This window comes from Spongiactinospora sp. 9N601 (assembly GCF_044326295.1).
GTDB lineage: Bacteria > Actinomycetota > Actinomycetes > Streptosporangiales > Streptosporangiaceae > Spongiactinospora > Spongiactinospora gelatinilytica.
This window is the reverse complement of the sequence record NZ_JBIRBB010000028.1, coordinates 19,441-34,301: the sequence shown is the minus strand read 5'-3', so window position 1 is coordinate 34,301 and position 14,861 is coordinate 19,441. Positions and strand designations below refer to the sequence as shown.

At 70.7% G+C, this 14,861-nt stretch carries 12 protein-coding genes; 6 read left to right on the top strand and 6 right to left on the bottom strand.

Annotated features, from left to right (window positions below; translation table 11 throughout):
* Positions 1 to 30 precede the first annotated feature (30 nt).
* The gene (locus ACH34R_RS41295) at positions 31 to 1,173 is read right to left on the bottom strand and encodes a methyltransferase (RefSeq protein WP_397567072.1); all 1,143 of its coding nucleotides are present in this window, start codon (positions 1,171 to 1,173) and stop codon (positions 31 to 33) included.
* A 475-nt stretch (positions 1,174 to 1,648) separates the two neighbouring features.
* On the opposite strand from ACH34R_RS41295, the gene ACH34R_RS41290 reads away from it, so the two are divergent.
* Positions 1,649 to 3,406 carry an FAD-binding dehydrogenase gene (locus ACH34R_RS41290; protein ID WP_397567071.1) on the top strand — a complete coding sequence of 586 codons (1,758 nt, stop codon included), beginning with the start codon at positions 1,649 to 1,651 and terminating at the stop codon, positions 3,404 to 3,406.
* Between the two features lie 720 nt (positions 3,407 to 4,126).
* Here the strand turns inward: ACH34R_RS41290 and ACH34R_RS41285 are convergent.
* Together ACH34R_RS41285 and ACH34R_RS41280 are read right to left on the bottom strand one after the other, a co-directional pair.
* On the bottom strand, positions 4,127 to 5,476 hold the full coding sequence (locus ACH34R_RS41285) for an ABC1 kinase family protein (RefSeq protein WP_397567070.1): 1,350 nt from the start codon (positions 5,474 to 5,476) through the stop codon (positions 4,127 to 4,129).
* 223 nt (positions 5,477 to 5,699) lie between these two features.
* Positions 5,700 to 6,812: a ThiF family adenylyltransferase gene (locus tag ACH34R_RS41280; RefSeq protein ID WP_397567069.1), complete on the bottom strand. Its 1,113-nt coding sequence runs from the start codon at positions 6,810 to 6,812 to the stop codon at positions 5,700 to 5,702.
* A gap of 973 nt (positions 6,813 to 7,785) precedes the next feature.
* Between ACH34R_RS41280 and ACH34R_RS41275 the strand changes: the two genes are divergently transcribed.
* A complete protein-coding gene (locus ACH34R_RS41275; protein ID WP_397567068.1) occupies positions 7,786 to 8,301 on the top strand; it encodes a M48 family metallopeptidase in 516 nt (171 codons plus the stop codon).
* A 33-nt stretch (positions 8,302 to 8,334) separates the two neighbouring features.
* On the top strand, positions 8,335 to 8,940 hold the full coding sequence (locus ACH34R_RS41270) for a hypothetical protein (RefSeq protein ID WP_397567067.1): 606 nt from the start codon (positions 8,335 to 8,337) through the stop codon (positions 8,938 to 8,940).
* Between the two features lie 6 nt (positions 8,941 to 8,946).
* Here the strand turns inward: ACH34R_RS41270 and ACH34R_RS41265 are convergent, their stop codons facing one another.
* The 3 genes from ACH34R_RS41265 to ACH34R_RS41255 are packed head-to-tail and all read right to left on the bottom strand — an operon-like array spanning position 8,947 to position 11,893.
* Positions 8,947 to 9,987, bottom strand: coding sequence for an endonuclease/exonuclease/phosphatase family protein (locus tag ACH34R_RS41265; RefSeq protein WP_397567066.1), 1,041 nt, complete (start codon positions 9,985 to 9,987; stop codon positions 8,947 to 8,949).
* A 56-nt stretch (positions 9,988 to 10,043) separates the two neighbouring features.
* On the bottom strand, positions 10,044 to 10,595 hold the full coding sequence (locus ACH34R_RS41260) for an NUDIX hydrolase (RefSeq protein ID WP_397567065.1): 552 nt from the start codon (positions 10,593 to 10,595) through the stop codon (positions 10,044 to 10,046).
* Positions 10,592 to 11,893 (bottom strand): zinc-dependent metalloprotease, encoded by a 1,302-nt coding sequence (locus tag ACH34R_RS41255; protein WP_397567064.1) that lies wholly within the window; start codon positions 11,891 to 11,893, stop codon positions 10,592 to 10,594. The genes ACH34R_RS41260 and ACH34R_RS41255 overlap by 4 nt, the downstream gene beginning before the upstream one ends.
* Before the next feature lie 79 nt (positions 11,894 to 11,972).
* Between ACH34R_RS41255 and ACH34R_RS41250 the strand changes: the two genes are divergently transcribed.
* From ACH34R_RS41250 to ACH34R_RS41240, 3 genes are all read left to right on the top strand, one after another.
* On the top strand, positions 11,973 to 13,046 hold the full coding sequence (locus tag ACH34R_RS41250) for an NAD-dependent epimerase/dehydratase family protein (protein WP_397567098.1): 1,074 nt from the start codon (positions 11,973 to 11,975) through the stop codon (positions 13,044 to 13,046).
* A 74-nt stretch (positions 13,047 to 13,120) separates the two neighbouring features.
* A complete protein-coding gene (locus ACH34R_RS41245; protein ID WP_397567063.1) occupies positions 13,121 to 13,546 on the top strand; it encodes a molybdenum cofactor biosynthesis protein MoaE in 426 nt (141 codons plus the stop codon).
* A gap of 29 nt (positions 13,547 to 13,575) precedes the next feature.
* Positions 13,576 to 14,622, top strand: a complete 1,047-nt coding sequence (locus tag ACH34R_RS41240; protein WP_397567062.1) for a PDZ domain-containing protein — start codon at positions 13,576 to 13,578, stop codon at positions 14,620 to 14,622.
* Positions 14,623 to 14,861: the final 239 nt, after the last annotated feature.

Below are 14,861 nucleotides of genomic sequence, written 5' to 3'. Positions count from 1 at the left end.
GCTCGGGGAGGCCGGGCCACCGGGTGAGCACTACGACCGGGCCTCCAGGCGCCACAGGGACGTGACCTCGGCGGCCCTGGCGGTGTGGAACGGGTCTTCGGGGTCGCTCGCTCGCGGATGGCGTGGTCGGGTGTCGATCCGGCCCGACACGTGCAGGCCCGCCGCCGCGATGGCCGTCAGCAGTTCGCCGCGCGTTCGGAGTTCGAGGTGTTCGGCCAGGTCGGACAGGATGAGCCAGCCCTGCCCGCCGGGGGTGAGATGGGCGGCCAGCCCGTCCAGGAAGCCGGACAACATGGCGGAGCCGGGATCGTAGACGCCGTGTTCGATGGCGGAAGCCGGGCGGCCCGGGAGCCAGGGGGGATTGCAGACGATGAGGCCGGCCCGGCCCTCGGGAAACAAACACGGCCCTTCGATATCCACACGGCCGCCGAGATTCAGCCGCCGGACATTGTCGCGGGCGCATTCCAGGGCGCGCGGGGAGTCGTCGGTGGCCACGATGCGATGAAATCCCCGCCGGGCCAGTACGGCGGCGAGTACTCCCGTTCCGGTGCCGATGTCGAAAGCGACCCGGGAGGCGCCGGTCGCCGGAGGTAGCGGCGCTTGGGCGACCAGATCGACGTACTCCCCGCGCACCGGTGAGAACACTCCATAGTGCGGATGAATGTGAGCGCCGGCCAGCGCCGGAATCCGCACGCCTTTCAGTCGCCATTGATGCGCGCCGATCACTCCGAGCAGTTCGCTGAGGGAGACCACCACTGATTCACGCGGCGGGCCGTACGCCTCGGCGCAGGCCCGGCGGACGTCGGGCGCGCGGCGCAGGGCCAGGGAGTGGTCGCTCGCCAGCTCCACCAGGAGCATGCCCATGACCTGGGCACGACGTGCGCGGGTACGGCGGTGCAGCCGGAACGCCTGCGCCGGATCGGTGCCGGTGGGCAAGGGCTTCGCGTCAATGCGCCGGCCCATCGCGCGCAGCAATTGACGGGCATTGTGGAAATCTCCTCGCCACAGCAGACCGGTGCCCTGGCGGGCCAGCCGGCAGGCGGTGCCGGCTCGTATTCGGTCGTCGGCGATCACAATTCGCCGGGGCGGGGGTGCGGCGTTCTCCGAATGCCAGCGGGCGGAAAGTTCGGTCGAATCGGTGGTGTGAGATTCGGTCCAGCGAATCGTGGACACGACGTACTCCTCGCGCTCGAACGTACGAAGGCACGAAGCGCATTTCGACGAGGAGCAGAGAAAGCCGCCGCCGCTCAGGCCATAAAGCGGATGTCAGGAAGGACGGGTCAGCGCTCCCGCGCCGAAGCGCGCGAGGAGACGTCGCCGAGAACCATGCCGAGCGTCATGACCGGCCCTTTCCGGGAGGAGATCGCTCCAGGCTCGCACACCTCACAGTCCATCCGCAAATCAGCCCAGGTCAGGCCATTTTGGGGCGGCAAGCTGTGTGGCTACGAAGTCGTGGCGCTACGGATAGTAGTCAAGCAATTACGACAGGCGCATACTGGAGCCTTATGAGCCTCCCAGCCTGGCCGGTCGATGCGCCCCGTCCGCAACGGGCGGCGCGGCACTGGCCCGATGGCCGCGCTGCGATTGAGGGGGCGAGCGGCGGGCCGCCGCCGTGCATCTGGTCGTGGATCTTCCTACTTAGCAGGCGATGAGCACGCCCGTCACGATCCGCCGTACCCGCCCAGCGCATCGGAGACGGGCGAGACGCGGTGTGACGGATGCGGACGTCGTCGTGGTCGGGGCCGGGATCGCCGGGCTGGCCGCCACGGCCGAGTTGGTCGAGGCCGGCCGTACGGTGGTGCTGGTCGATCAGCAGGGCGGGCTGGGCGGGCAGGCGCTCTGGTCGTCCGGGGGGCTGTTCATGATCGACACGCCAGAGCAGCGGCGGATGGGCATCCGCGACTCCACCGAACTGGCCTGGCAGGACTGGCTGGGCACGGCCGGCTTCGACCGCGGCGTACAAGATCCTGAAGGACAGGACTTCTGGGCGGCGCAGTGGGCGCGGGCCTTCGTGGAGTTCGCGTCGGGCGAACTACGGGCGTGGCTGCGCGCGCAGGGGGTGCGCTGGTTTCCGCTGGTGTACTGGCACGAGCGCGGCGCCCAGCTCGCCGGCGGCCAGGGCAACTCGGTACCCCGCCTGCACATCACCCGCGGTACCGGGCCCGGACTGCTGGCTCCGCTGGAGCGGCGGGTCCGCGCGGCCGTCGAGCGTGGCACGGTGCGACTGCGTCTCGGCCACCGGGTGGACGAGCTGGTCGTCACGGCGGGGGCGGTCACCGGCGTCCGCGGCACGATCCGCCCGCCGGACTGCGCGGGCACGGATGGGGCCGTGCCGTACCAGCGCGCCGCGGTGTCCGTACCGTGCGCCGAGGCGTCCAGCGAGGCGTTCGAGATCAGCGCGCAGGCGGTGATCGTCACGTCCGGCGGGGTCGGTGGGGACCAGGCGCTGGTACGCGCGAACTGGCCGCCGCGGCTCGGCCCGCCGCCCCGGCGCATGCTGGCCGGGGTGCCGGGGCACGTGGACGGGCGGATGCTCGCGATCAGCGAACGCGCCGGGGCGCGTCTGGTCAACTCCGACCGGATGTGGCACCTGCCGGAAGGCATCCGGGACGGGCACCCGATCTGGGCCGGGCACGGCACCCGCATCCTCGCGGGTCCGTCCGCGCTCTGGCTGGACGCCTGTGGTCACCGGCTTCCCGCACCGAACTTCCCCGGCGTCGACACCCTCACCACCCTGCGGGCCATCGCCGAATCCGGGCACGACCACTCCTGGTTCGTGCTCACTCGCAAGATCGCTGAGAGGGAGCTGGCGCTGGCGGGGGCCGCGCAGAACCCTGACCTCACGGGCCGGGACCCGCTGGCGATGGTCAAGCGGCTGATGCCCCGGATGACACCGCCGCTGCGGGCGTTCCTGAGCCTGGGGGCCGACTCGGTGGTGGCTCCGACGCTGCCGAAACTGGTCGAGGGGATGAACGACCTGGTCGGGCAGCCGCTGATCCGCCTGGACGACCTCAAACGGCAGATCGAACTCAGGGACCGGGAGATCGGCAAGCGGTTCGCCAAGGACGCCCAGCTCACGGCCATCCGCGACGCCCGGCGCTATCTGGGCAACCGGCTGATCTTCACCGCCGCGCCGCACCGGATACTCGACCCGGGGGCGGGGCCGCTGATCGCGGTCCGGCTCACCGTGCTCACCAGGGAGACCTTGGGCGGGCTCCAGACCGACCTGTCCGGCCGGGTGCTCCGCCCCGACGGCGAGGTACTTCCGGGACTGTACGCGGCGGGCGAGGCGGCGGGCTTCGGCGGCGGCGGCATGCACGGCTACCGAGCCCTGGAGGGCGGCTTCCTCGGCGGCTGCCTCTTCTCCGGCCACCGAACCGGCCGCGCCGTCGCCCACGCCACCTGACCCCGATCTCCCACCCCCGGTCGCCGACACCCCCACACGCCCACCACCAGGTGCCGGGCTCTCCGAAGATGCTTGGCAGCCGCGTACGCCCGCCCCGGCCCCGTACTCGGAACCCGGATTCTGTGCTGATGGTCGGCGGTCGGCGTCCCTTCTCGCCTGGGCTCACATGGTCGCCGGTATCGCATATGCCCGCTCTCATATGCGGTTGTCGGGGTCGTTCCGCGTCCGCGCCTGGACGCCGCCTCCATGAGGCGGACCACCACGCGGTCGTTGGCAGTCGTGCACGTCCGCCTCAGCCCCGCATGCGGTGTGCTGGCAGCCGTGTACGTCCGCTCGGCCCCGTACTCGGAACTCGGGCTCTGTGATGATGGTCGGCGGTCGGCGTCCCTTCTCGCCTGGGGCTCACATGGTCGCCGGTATGGCACCTGCCCGCCCTCATATGCGGTTGTCGGCGGTCATTTCGCGTCCGCACCTGGTCCCGCCTCCATGAGGCGGACCTTCACGCGGTCGTTGGCAGCCGCCTACGTTGGCCTCGGAGCCTGTACTCGGGAGCCGGTCCTTCTCCCCGTCGGCCGGCCGTCGAGGGTCCTCATAGGGGCGTCGGTGGCCGCCCGCGCCCCCTCAGGGGCGAGGGGGTCTGGGCGTTTCGAGTCTTCGGTGGCCGCCACAGAATCGTTCACGCCTGGATGTACGTGATCGTGTCTCGGAGGCCGGGCGGCCTTAGCCGGTGGCGACCGGTTCGGGGTGGGGGTCGGTGGGGCCGGGGTCGTCGGTGAAGCCGGGGACCCAGGCGATCACCTCGTCGCGGAACCTGGCCGTGGTGCCGAGCTGGCAGAGCACGCCCACGCCCGCCGCGTGGACCCGGTGGATCAGGACGTAGGACGGGGGCAGGTTGAGCTGTCTGACCACGTTGTTCGGGCGCAGGTCGGTCACCATGGCGGCCTGCCGTTGCAGCCACTCGCGGCTGAAGGTGAACTCCTCCACCGCGGTGGGCTCGATATAGGGCGCGAGGAACCCGCGCAGCGCGTCGGGGTCGATGGTGATGTGCTCGCGGATGAAGCCCTCCGCGCGCAGCCCGGCCACCACCGATTCCATGTCGCCCTGGTTGAAGATCCGGGTCAGGGTGCCGAAGACCGGCGGGTAGCCGTCGGGCAGCCGGTTGACCGCGCCGAAGTCGAGGACGCCGAGCCGGCCGTCGGGGGTGATGCGGAAGTTGCCGGGGTGCGGGTCGGCGTGCAGCATGCCGACCCTGGCCGGGGAGCAGAACAGGAACCGCACCAGCAGCAGCCCGGCCCGGTCGCGTTCGTCCTTGGTGCCCTCGGTGATGACCCGGGACAGCGGCGTGCCGTCCATCCACTCGGTGACCAGCACCTGCTCGTTGACCGCGATGACGTCGGGGACGTGGAAGTCGGGGTCGCCGGCGAACTCGCCCGCGAAGGCGTGCTGCGCGTCGGCCTCGTTGAAGTAGTCGAGCTCCTCGGCGATCCGGTCGCGCAGCTCGCCGAGCAGCGGCTTGATGTCGAGCCCGGGGAGCAGCACGCCGAACAGCTTGCCCACTCTGGCGAGCTGGTTGAAGTCGGCGAGCAGCGCCTTGCCCGCGCCCGGATACTGGACCTTCACGGCGACCGCCCGGCCGTCGTGCCACACCGCCCGGTGTACCTGGCCGATCGACGCGGCGGCGGTGGGCCGGTCGTCGAACGACAGGAAGTTGTCGCGCCAGTCGTCGCCGAGTTGTTCGGTGAGCACCCGGTGGACCACCGGGGCGGGCAGCGGGGGAGCGGCGTCCTGAAGCTTGGTCAGCGTGGCGCGGTACGGGCCGGCTATCTCCGGGGGGAGGGCCGCCTCGAAGATGGACAACGCCTGGCCCAGCTTCATCGCCCCGCCCTTGAGCTCGCCGAGGACCTTGAAGACCTGGTCCGCGGTGCGCTGCTGGATCTCCTGAGCGACGATCTCCGCGGACTTCCCGCCGATGCGTTTGCCGAGGCCGAGGGCCGTACGCCCGGCGAACCCGAGGGGGAGGGTCGCCAGCTTGGCCGACCGCGTCACGGCGCGGCGGGGAAGGTCACTCACCTGTCTGCGCGGTGTCACGGCGATGGATCACGGGCACCGACACCACTACCTCCCTTCGCTACTCGCCCTGACGATGTTTCGCCTGAAGGAGGCCCGCCCGGATGGCGGGCCGCCGGACGTGGCGGCACGGGCATCCGGACGCACCGGCGGGCATCGGCCGCGCTCTGGGGGCGCGCCGGCCGTGAGCCCGATCAGGCTCCGATCGTCGATGCGACCATTCTTGCTAATGCAACTGGTTTCGGGAACAACGACATTGCGGGTGGACACTCCAGGATCGCCGTCGCCAGCCCCATATCTGCAAGACATCGAGTGTGCCGTTGGTCACAATGCTCTTCTTCTCGTCGATCCATGACAACGCCTGACCGGCCGCGGTGGCGGCGACGATCGTGGCGGTCACCGTGTCGCAGGCGACCTCTCCGGCGGGGTATCCGCCGAGCCGTGCGCTCACCGTCGGCCAGGCCGGGTCACGGTCGCGGCGGGCGAGGTCGAGGCAGCGCAGGCACGCGGTCAGCCCGGGCTGGACGAGCGGGCCGATCACGCCAAGGCCCTCGAACGCGCTGACCAGCAGGTGCGGAATGCCGGCCTCCGCCAGATCGGCCACCAGGATCTGGTCGAGCGGCTCGACGGGGGCCAGGATCGCCAGATCGGGGCGGTGCGCCCGGTCGGCGGGGTGGGAGGCGAACGCCGAGGTCCAGGCGTTGATGCCGGGGGCGACGGCGCGGGCCCCGGCGACCGCGCCGTCGTGGCGTGGCGCGCCCACCGCCGACCAGCCGAGCCCGCCGGGGACGACGTCGCGCGGGCGGGCGATGGCCGTGTCGCCCACGCACAGGTTGCCCACCCCGGAGGCGGCGAGGAGCACCGCGATCTGGGCGCCGACGCGGCCCGCGCCGTATACGCGGACGTGCGCCGCGTGCCGCCGCTCCATCACGGCGGCCCCGCCGTCGGTGGTCTCGGGATGCAGGGAGAGCGCGTCGAGATCGGCTTGCAGCCGGTCGCGCTCGGCCAGGCTGAGCGAGGTCAGCGGCGGCGGGAACGCCGCGTCGTCGAGAACGCCGCGCTGCGCCAGCATGCCGATGAGCGTGCGGGCCTGCTCCTCGGCGAGCCCTTCCTTGGCGGCGTCGGCGACGACCTGGCGCAGCTCGCGCGTGCCGTCCAGGCCCTCGATCACCCGCAGCACCGGAGGCTCCAGATCGTGGAGCACCGACGCGCGCTGCGGATGCAGCCCGAACTGCAACGTCCGCGGGTCGCGGGCGACCCTCCGCAGGGCCGCCTTCAGCCGGGGCCGGCGCACCTCGCGAATGCCGCCGGCCTCGTGCGCACGCTGGTGAGTGGACACAGTGCTCCTCCCTGATCGACGTCGTGACGATGGGCCGCGCGCCGACCGGCCTTCGAGCGGTCGCATTTCGCGGCGAGCCGCCAGCATCGCACGCCTTGGGGCACTCGCGAGCCGACCAACCCCCAACCTGTGGATAACTCCATAAGCCCAGCTCACGGGCTGTGGATAACGCCGGGAGGCGGCAGATCGGGGGGCATATCCCATCAGATCGGGCATGCCGCCCCGAGGGATGGGCGCTGCCCGAGGGCGGGCGCTGTAGGTGTTCCGATGACGCCGGGACTTGCGATTCACGGGCGTCCAGATTGATCCGGGAGCATCCGGAATCGCCAGGACGGAGGCGAATGCCGAGCAAGCCGTCTTCTCCACGCTCATCGCCACTTGTTGTCATGACACTACTTTCCGCAGTCATGTCAGTGTGGTTCAGCGTGGTTCAGGATGGCTCGGCCGGTGAAACCAACAGCGCGAAACCCGCGTGCGAAACCAACGGCGCGAATCCGGCCGGATCGAGCGTGCACTGATCGGCCGCTCGGATCTTTCTCCTGGCCGGGTTCCGGGGGCCGGCGCAAAGATCTGTCCCCATCGCCGGTCCGGGCTCTTTGAGCCGCTACTTCCGCGCCTGATCGCGATTCACCATAGGTTCCGATGATGTACGCGGATGCGCCACACAGATCATCTTCCCGATGGCTACGATCAAGCATACGATCAAGCGGCGGGTCGGTCTCCAGGTGATCGAAGATGCCCGTGGCCTGCGGCGGCACGCCCGCCGTACGCCGGCCTGAATTGATCAAGGGGGTGGCGCGGAGCGGGCCGGATCATTCGCGATGGGGCCGGGACTCGGGTAACTCGGGGGTTTTGGCAAATGTCCCGTCTATAGCGATCTGGTGTGGTTGAACATTGAGCGAACGCGGACTGACCAGCGAGAACAGCACTTACCCCCTGTTGGAATTTCCCTTCTCTCGGCTACCGTGCATATGTGCCCCCCGAGACAGTCGAGGTCCGTCGTAGTTCTCGTCGCCGCCGGACCGTCTCCGCGTACCGTGACGGCGACAAGACGATCGTCTTGCTGCCCGCCGGGCTCAGCCGTACCGACGAGGAACAGTGGGTGCGCAGAATGCTCGACCGCCTGGCCGCCAAGGAGCAGCGCAGGCGGCCTTCCGACGCCGAATTGCTGGCGCGGGCACGAGATCTTTCGGCGCGCTACCTCGACGGCAAGGCCGACCCCGTGAGCGTGCGCTGGGTCGAGAACCAGCGCCACCGCTGGGGGTCGTGCACCCCCGACCACGGCACCATAAGGATCTCCACCCGGCTGCGGGGCATGCCCTCCTGGGTGGTCGACTACGTGATCATTCACGAGCTCACGCACCTGCTCGTGCCGAGCCACGGCCCGGCGTTCTGGGCGCTGGTCGAGCGTTACCCCAAGTCCGAGCGCGCCCGCGGCTACCTGGAGGGCTTCTCCGTCGCTTCGCAGGGCTCGGCCGAGGAATACTGACCCGGCAGGCCGTACGGCGATACGCTGCCAGGCGTGCAGCGAATCGCGGCCGTACTGGTCACCCCCTCGACAGGACAAGCCGCGCCGCCGGGCGTGGACCCCGGCGCCTTCCTCCGCGCCGTCGCGGAAGACACCTACGAGATCGCCGCGGGGCTGGAACTCGTCACACCCGCCGTGGTGAGCAGCGTCCCCGGCATCGAGGACATCACCTGGCCGGGCACACCGGTGGTGAGCGTGCCTCCACTCGACGGCGCCGACCTGGTCAGAGCCGCCTTCGAGGGCATCGCGAAGGTCGCGCCGGAGGCCGGGGAGGCGGTGCTGATCAGCGCCGACGCGCCTGATCTGCCCTCCCTGCTGATCGGCAAGCTGTTCCGCGCGCTCGGCCGGGCCCAGGTCTCGGTGTGTCCCGCCCACGGCGGCGGGGCGGTCGCACTGGCCGCGCGCCTGCCGTACCCGGAGTGGGCCGACCGCGGGATGGACGCGCCCGATGTCGTCACGGCGCTGCGGGCCGCGGCCCCCGAACGCCGGGCGGTCGCCACCGGGCCGGGCTGGCACCGGCTGCGCCATCCCGGCGACCTGAGCCTGCTCGACCCCGGCCTCGAAGGCTGGGAGAACACCCGCGAGCTGCTGTCAGGGTGAGCGCGCTCAGCCGGTCGGCAGGGTGAGTTCGGCGAAGACGGCGCGGTGGTCCGTGCCCCGCACGGTGTGGATGCTCACGGTACGCACGCCCGCCCGCCGGTCCACCAGAACGTGGTCGATGGTGATGATCGGCGGCACCCGCCGGTTCGCGGGCCAGGTCGGCGTGAGTCCTTCGCCCGTCTGGTCCGCCGCGTCGACGTACCCGCGCGCCAGCAGGCGGCGCAGCATCGCGTGGTCGAGGCTCGCGTTGAAGTCGCCGGCCAGGACCCGCACGGTGTCCTCTGCGGCGGCGGGCAGCCCGTCGAGCCCCGCCGTCCACTTGGGCACCTGGTCCCCGATCGGCGGTACCGGATGCACGTTGACGACCTGGACCGGGGCGCCGCCGGGGAGGGCCACGTCCGCGACGGGCATCTTGTGCTGAACGGGCCGAAAAAGGTTCGTCACCGGCGTGAGGGGATGTCTGGCGTAGATCCCGCCTCCGCTGGCACCCCACTCCGCCTGCAGATATCGGTGCGGCATCAGGCGGGCCAGCCCCGCCGCGTCCAGGGCCCGCACGCCACGCGGAGTGAGCTCCTGCACGCTGATGACGTCGGGATCGAGGCGGTGTACCAGAGCCAGTACCTCGCCCGGGTCGGCGTGCCCGTACAGCATGTTGATCGAAAGGACCTTCAGCGTCCGTCCGGAGGACGCGGCGTGCGCCGAGCCGATCGCCCGCGGAACGACGCTGAATCCGAGCGTGGCGGCCGTCACGACCGCCACGGCGGTCGCGATCTTGCGCCGGGACATCGCCGCGAGGAGCACCGCCACCAGCGAGGCCGCCGCCGCGTACGGCGTCGCGGTCATGATCTGCGTGGGGAGCGACCCTCGTTCCAGGCCCGCGATCCGCGCCACCGCCCAGATCGCGAACGGCGCCACCACAATCCATGCCAATGTTCGTGGAACGTGCCAGACACGACGCCGCCGCCGCGGCGTGACGATCACGCCTCCGACCGGCTCCCCGGCCTTCCCCTTGGTGAGATCCACGTCTGTGGTGCCCCATTCGTTCACGAACCCGGCTCCGCGCCCTCTGTGACGGACCCTAGCGAGCGGGGTGTGAAAACGGGTTAAACGCCCGCACCGCGCAGGCGCTCGCCGGCCCTGAGGGCGAGCCTGCGGGTCGCCTCGTCGGTCGGCTCCGGAATCTCCAGCACCGGAAACCACCGCAGGTCCAGGGACTCGTCACTGATCACCGGCGCACTGCCCGCGGGGGCCACCGCGCCGAACTCCACGTCCAGGTGCCAGCTCCGCGGCGGATGACACCACACCTCGTGCCGATCCAGCGCGAGCGGCCCCGGCAGGAGCCGCAGCCCCGCGATGCCGGACTCCTCGGTGGCCTCGCGCAGCGCGCACGCCTCGATCGAGGCGTCGTACGGCTCGCAGTGCCCGCCCATCGGCAGCCACTTGCCCGCCTTGGGGTGGAGGGTGAGCAGCACCTGCTCACCGTCGTGGGAGAGCACCGCCGTGGTGGCGGTCAGATGCCCCGGCGCGCATGTCCGCCACATGGCGTCGTCATGGGTCTCCAGGTGGCGCAGGAACTCCTTGCGCAGGGCCTCCTCCTCGTCGCTGGGGGCCGTCCAGCCGGAGAGGACGGCATGCGCGTCCTGGTGCAGGGTCACTTGCCGTCGCCCGTGTCCTCGGGGCCTTCCCCGGTGTCGTCGCCGGTGTCGTCGCGGGTGTCCTTCTCGCCCTGCTCCAGCGTCGAGAGGTCGAACTGGACACCGCCGCTGACGAACGAGGCGGGGTCGTCCAGATCCTCCGCGCGCGGCATCAGGTCCGGGTGTCCCCATACGGCGTCGCGGCCGTCGAGCCCGCGGGCCTCCTCCAGCGCCGCCCACAGCGCCGCGGCCTCACGCAGCCTGCGGGGACGGAGTTCGAGCCCCACGAGGGTGCCGAACGTGCGCTCGGCGGGGCCGCCGGTGGCCCTGCGCCGGCGTACCGTCTCGGCCAGAGCCGCGGCGGAGGGCAGTTTGCCGCCGGCCGCCTTGTCCACGACGGTGGCCACCCAGCCCTCGACCAGGGCCAGCATCGTCTCCAGCCGCGCCAGAGCGGCCTTCTGCCGCTCGGTCTCCTCGGGCTTGAGCAGCGCGCCGCCGCTCAGCGCCTGCTGGAGCTGCTCGGGGTTGTTGACGTCGAGCCCGCGAAGCTGCTCCTCCAGCGCGGAGACGTCGACCGTGATGCCCTTGGCATATTCCTCGACCGCCCCCAGCAGGTGGGCACGCAGCCAGGGCACGTGCTTGAACAACCGCTGGTGCGCGGACTCACGCAGGGCCAGGTAGAGCCGGATCTCCTCGGAGGGCAGCTCCAGGCCCTCGCTGAAGGAGGCGATGCCGCCCGGCAGCAGGGCCGCGGTGCCGGACAGCGGCAGGCCGATGTCGGTGGAGCCGACCACCTCACGGGCGAGCGACCCGAGGGCCTGCCCGATCTGGCTGCCGACCATCATGCCGCCCATCTGCTTCAGCATGCCCATCAGCGGCCCGGCCATGGACTGGGCCTCGGCGGGCAGCCCGGCCGAGCCGAGGGTGCCCCCCATCGTCTCGACCATCCGCGCCGCGATCGGGTCACAGAGCTTTTGCCAAACCGGGACGGTCTTTTCGATCCACTCCGATCGGCTCCACGCCTCCGGCGTGTCTACGCCGCTCGGGAGCGTGGTCGCCTCGTTGAGCCACAGGTCGGCGAGACTGAGCGCGTCGAGGATCTGACGGCGCTCACCCTCCATGACGCTCGGATCACCCTCGGCCACTACGGCGTGTCGGGCGATGTTCTTGGCCATGTCCCAGTTGACTGGGCCTGAACTCGGCGGTGCGGAGAGCATGTCGGCGAACTGGCGCATCGCGGCGGCGATCTGCTCAGGGTTGCCGAACATCGCGAACGGGTTGTCGTTTGGGTCGTTTTCACGACCTGGCAGGTCAGTCACCGGTCTACCTCGGGCAGGATGGAGGAGTCCACATCCGCCACGTTATCCGTCGAGGGGCGGATCAGTGCAAAGTGAGGACCTGGTGCCTACCTCGAATCGCCACCGGCCACCGGTCATCGCCGTCACGGGCGCTGCCGGCGGACTGGGCCGGGCGTTCCTCGCCCACGTGGCCTCGTCTGCGGATTTCCGCAGGGTCGTGGCCATTGATGAGCAACGCGGTGATGTGTCCGATGTCACCTGGCGGGTCATCGACGTGCGAGATCCGCTCTTGGCGAACCGGCTCTCCGACATCGACGTCCTCGTCCACCTGTCCGCCGAGTACGCGCTCGACGCCGACCCCGCCGAGCGGCGGGCGTACAACCTGCGCGCCGCGCAGACCGTGCTCACCGCCAGTGCCGCCGCGCGGGTGCGCCGCGTCGTCGTGGTGACCAGCGCGATGGTGTACGGCGCGGCGCCCGACAACCCGGTGCCGCTCCCGGAGGACGCGCCGGTGACCGCCGAGCCCGACACCGGCATCGTGGGCGACTACCTGGAGATCGAGGCACTGGTCCGGCGTTCCCTGCGCAGTCACCCCGGCCTTGAGGTCACGGTGGTACGGCCCGCGGCGGTGGTAGGCCCCGGCATCGACACCGTCGTCACCCGGCACTTCGAGGCGCCCCGGCTGCTGACGGTCAAGGGCTGCGACCAGTACTGGCAGTTCTGCCACATCGACGACCTGGTGACCGCCCTCGAACTGGCCGCGCTCGGTACGGTGACCGGCACGGTCGTCGTCGGCTGCGACGGCTGGCTGGAGCAGGAGAAGGTCGAGGAGATCTCCGGGCTGCGGCGCTTCGAGCTGCCCGCCGCGCTGACCTTCGGCACCGCCCAGCGCCTGCACCGGCTCGGCATCACGCCCGCCCCCGCGACCGACCTGCACTACGTCGTCTACCCCTGGGTGGCCGACGGCGCGTCACTGCGGGCGGCGGGCTGGAAGCCGGCCTGGACCAACGAGGCGGCCCTTGAGCAGTTGCTCGAACTGCGTGAGGGCAAGCACGCCGTGGTCGGCCGCCGCCTGTCCGGCAAGGAGGCGACGATCACCGCGGCGGGCGCCACCGTGGCGGTGATCGGCACCGCGGCGATCGTGCGCAGGGCCCGGCGGCGACGGCGGCTGTAGCGCCACGTCAGGTGCGGCGGGCGCGGGCGGGCGCGTCTGGAGAGCGCCGGGGGAGACGGTTGTAGGCTCGGGACGTGGATGCCATCCGGTTGCTCGGGATACGCGACAGCCCGTTGTCGGTCGATGAGGTGTTCGCCGCCGTCGGTGACGTGTCCGCTGGGGGCACCACGCTTTTCGTCGGCACGGTCCGCGACCATGACGGCGGCAAACCGGTGGTCAAGCTTTCCTACTCGGCTCACCCGACCGCCGAGGCTGAGCTGCGGCGGGTCGCCGAGAAGGTCGCCGCCGACTTCCCGGTCACCGCGCTCGCCGCGGTCCACCGCACCGGAGACCTCTCGCTCGGCGACATCGCGGTGATCGTCGCCGTGGCCTGCCCGCACCGCCAGGAGGCGTTCCAGGCCGCGAGGCGTCTCATCGACGATCTCAAGAGCGAGGTGCCGATCTGGAAGCATCAGATGTTCGCCGACGGCACCGCCGAATGGGTCGGCGCCTGCGAATGACCCGACGTTTCAGCGCATAGGCTGCGTTCATGTCCCGACGCACGCTGACCCTGATGGTGGCGGCCATGCTGACGCTGATGCTCGGCGTTGCGGGCGCCATGCTGCCGGTGCCGTACGTCGTGCTCAGCCCGGGGCCCACCGAGGACACCATCGGCAAGGTCAAGGGCAAACCGGTCATCTCCATCGAAGGCCGCCAGACGTACCCGACACAGGGCAAGCTCAGCCTGGTGACCGTGGCCTACCAGGGTGGTCCCGGCACCCGCATCGACCTGCTCACCGCGTTGCGCGGCTGGATCGACCCGAGTATCGCGGTGGTCCCGGAGGAGACGATCTTCCCCAAGTCCAGTACGGCGGAGCAGGTCGAGGAACAGAACATCCAGGACATGACCAACTCCCAGGACGACGCGACCGCCGCCGCCCTGACCGAGCTGAAGATCCCGTACACGTCGGTGGTGGCCGTGATGTCGGCGGAGAAGGGCAAGCCCGCCGACGGCAAGCTCAAGCCCGGCGACGAGATCACCGCCGTGGACGGCACGCCCGCCAAGGACGTGGAGAAGGTAGCCGAGAAGGTCCGTTCCCGTAAGGCGGGCGAGCAGGTCTCGATCAGCGTCACCCGGGACGGCAAGCCGCTCACCGTGCCGCTGACCACCGTCAAGGGAGTGGACGGCAAGCCGATGGTCGGCATCGTCATGCAGGCCAAGTTCAAGTTCCCGTTCAAGGTCTCCATCAACGTGGGCGACGTGGGCGGGCCGAGCGCGGGGCTGATGTTCTCCCTCGGCATCATGGACAAGCTGACCCCCGGCGCGATGACCGGCGGCAAGTTCGTCGCGGGCACCGGCACGATCACCCCGGAGGGGCGCGTCGGGCCGATCGGCGGCATCCAGCAGAAGATGGTCGGCGCGCGCAAGACCGGGGCGACGTTGTTCCTCACTCCGGCGGGCAACTGCGACGAGGCCCTGAAGGCCGTGCCGCAGGGGATGCGCCTGGTGAAGATCGAGACGCTGCACAGCGCGGTCCAGGCCCTTGACATGGTGCGCACCGGCACCGGCACCCTTCCCGCCTGCACGGCGAACTGACCGCCCACTGGTCTGCCGGGCCTGCTCACCGTTGAGAGGTGCGCGGCCCAGGTTGTCCACAGGCTGGGTCGCTCAGGGGTCGTGATCAAGGTTTATCCACAGAATCCGGTTCGGTGTCCGCTCGCACCCCGCGACCTGACGTACGGTTACTGACCAGGCCCTTCCCTCCGATGCTCGGCTCGGGCACTCATGACGAGTTCGGGGCGTTGGTCCTAGTGGTGGAGCATCATGCCCTGAGC

Coding starts and splice junctions, on each gene's coding strand:
- ACH34R_RS41290 (WP_397567071.1), top strand. CDS start 1,649: ATGAGCACGCCCGTCACGATCCGCCGTACCCGCCCAGCGCATCGGAGA.
- ACH34R_RS41240 (WP_397567062.1), top strand. CDS start 13,576: ATGTCCCGACGCACGCTGACCCTGATGGTGGCGGCCATGCTGACGCTG.